At 55.5% G+C, this 1,939-nt stretch carries 2 protein-coding genes; both read left to right on the forward strand.

What is annotated here, in order from left to right; translation table 11 throughout:
- The first annotated feature begins 215 nt into the window (after positions 1–215).
- Complete coding sequence (locus GOB83_RS14570; protein ID WP_165926620.1) at positions 216–1,253, forward strand: IS110 family RNA-guided transposase; 1,038 nt, start codon at positions 216–218, stop codon at positions 1,251–1,253.
- Between the two features lie 468 nt (positions 1,254–1,721).
- A partial coding sequence (locus GOB83_RS14575; RefSeq protein ID WP_338420643.1) for a DUF6876 family protein occupies positions 1,722–1,939 on the forward strand: 218 nt, incomplete at its 3' end.

The raw sequence follows: 1,939 nt of genomic DNA on the forward strand, positions 1-1,939 counted from the left end.
ACACTCCACGCTCGCGCGGTGCTGAGTGGTGCGCCTCCAGCCCGCCGTTTTGCTGCCTAAGCCAATGCAGGGAGGCACAACCGCCTGCCTGCAATCAGAAAAAACAGAATAGCCGCGCAGAAATAGATGGGGTGGATGGCTCCCGCTCACGGTATTTATAGTGCCAAAGGTGAGAACATTATCATTGTGTCCTTCTGGCAGAGGAGCCACCCAATATGACGATTACCACGATTGGTCTTGATCTGGCGAAGAACGTCTTTCAAGTGCATGCCATCGATGAGGCGGGTACCGTTGTAGTGCGGAAAGCGTTGCGTCGGGTGCAAGTTATTCCATTTTTTACCAAACTTGCGCCGTGCCTGATTGGCATTGAGGCGTGTGGCACGTCTCACTATTGGGCGCGGGAGCTGCAGAAGCTCGGCCACGACGTCAGGCTCATGCCTCCAGCCTATGTGAAAGCATACGTGAAGCGCGGCAAAACGGATGCTGCCGATGCTGAAGCGATATGTGAAGCCGTCATGCGACCGACGATGCGTTTTGTGCCGGTGAAATCACGCGAACAGCAGGCGGAATTGTCACTCCATCGGGTACGCTCCCTGATCATCAAACAGCGCACACAACTCATTAACATGGCGCGCGGGCATTTGGCCGAGTTTGGGATCTGTATCCCTCAGGGCATTAACAATGCCCTACACCTTCTTGAGAAATCTCTTGATGGTGATATGGGCATGGATCTGCCAGAACCTGCTCATGCCATGCTGCTGGTTCTGGCAAGGCAGGCTTTGCTTGCTCACGAGCAGATTCGTGATGTTGATCGTCAATTGCATGTCCTGTGCCGCACGAATGATGTCGCACATCGTCTGACGACAGTGCCTGGTGTTGGACCGGTCGGCGCCGCAGCGTTTGCCGCAGCCGTTACTGACCCAGGCCAGTTTAAATCCGGGCGTCAATTCGCGGCGTGGCTGGGTTTGACGCCTTTACAGAATTCAAGCGGTGGCAAAGAACGTTCGGGACGAATTTCGAAAATGGGCGACAAGTATCTCCGCAAACTTTTGGTTGTCGGAGCAACAGCTTTGGTCAGGCAGTTCAAAATTCGTCCTGATCGCGTTCCACCTTCGTTTGCTGCCCTGCTGGAACGAAAACCGATGCGTGTCGCGACCGTCGCAATGGCCAACAAGATGGCCCGCATTATATGGGCGCTGCTGACACGTGGTGACACATATCAGGCGAATCACGTGCCAGCGATCACCGCATAATCGGGAAGACAGACAACAACGGGATCGGTCGGTTCACACCGACCGGAGGAGGTTGCAGGAGCGAGGAGACATGATGGCGATATCGGTCAGGCCGAGAACAGAGACAACCCACTTTGTGTCCAAGGCATCATAGCCTGAGAAATAGAACGGGACTTTGTTCGCGGAACCCATCAGGGCCAGCAGTCTAAAACCGACTGCACAAACAGGCCGGACAGAAGACTGCTCCTGATCAACGTCAATATGTCATTTTTCTCTTGCAACGCGGGAGCCATCCACAGAGGACACAATTGGGCCGACCGAAATACTAGCAAGAAATTCCAACAACACAGACAAAAAGCGCGCCTGCCAGACCGGGACCGTGCGTTCAAACGGTGGGGCTTCGCTCCCGGCGCTACGCGCCGCGTTTGAGCGCACGGCCGTCGTCCCGGCAGGTAGCAGGCTGTCAAAAAATCACGAAGGGATAAAGACATGTCTGCAACGCTGGCTGACGCTCAACCTGAAACGATCACGGGCGCGACCCTGGCACAGTTTATCGGCACGACCCGGTATTATCGCTACACGATGGGTCTGATCCTGACCGATGGTGCGGCCTATCTGGTGCGTAATGGTGCGGCATGGCTGCTGGACATTGTGGCGAGCGCGCGACTGGTTCCAGCCGTCAGACGTGCTGAGTTCGAGTGCTGGAC

Source organism: Acetobacter fabarum (assembly GCF_011516925.1).
Lineage (GTDB): Bacteria > Pseudomonadota > Alphaproteobacteria > Acetobacterales > Acetobacteraceae > Acetobacter > Acetobacter fabarum.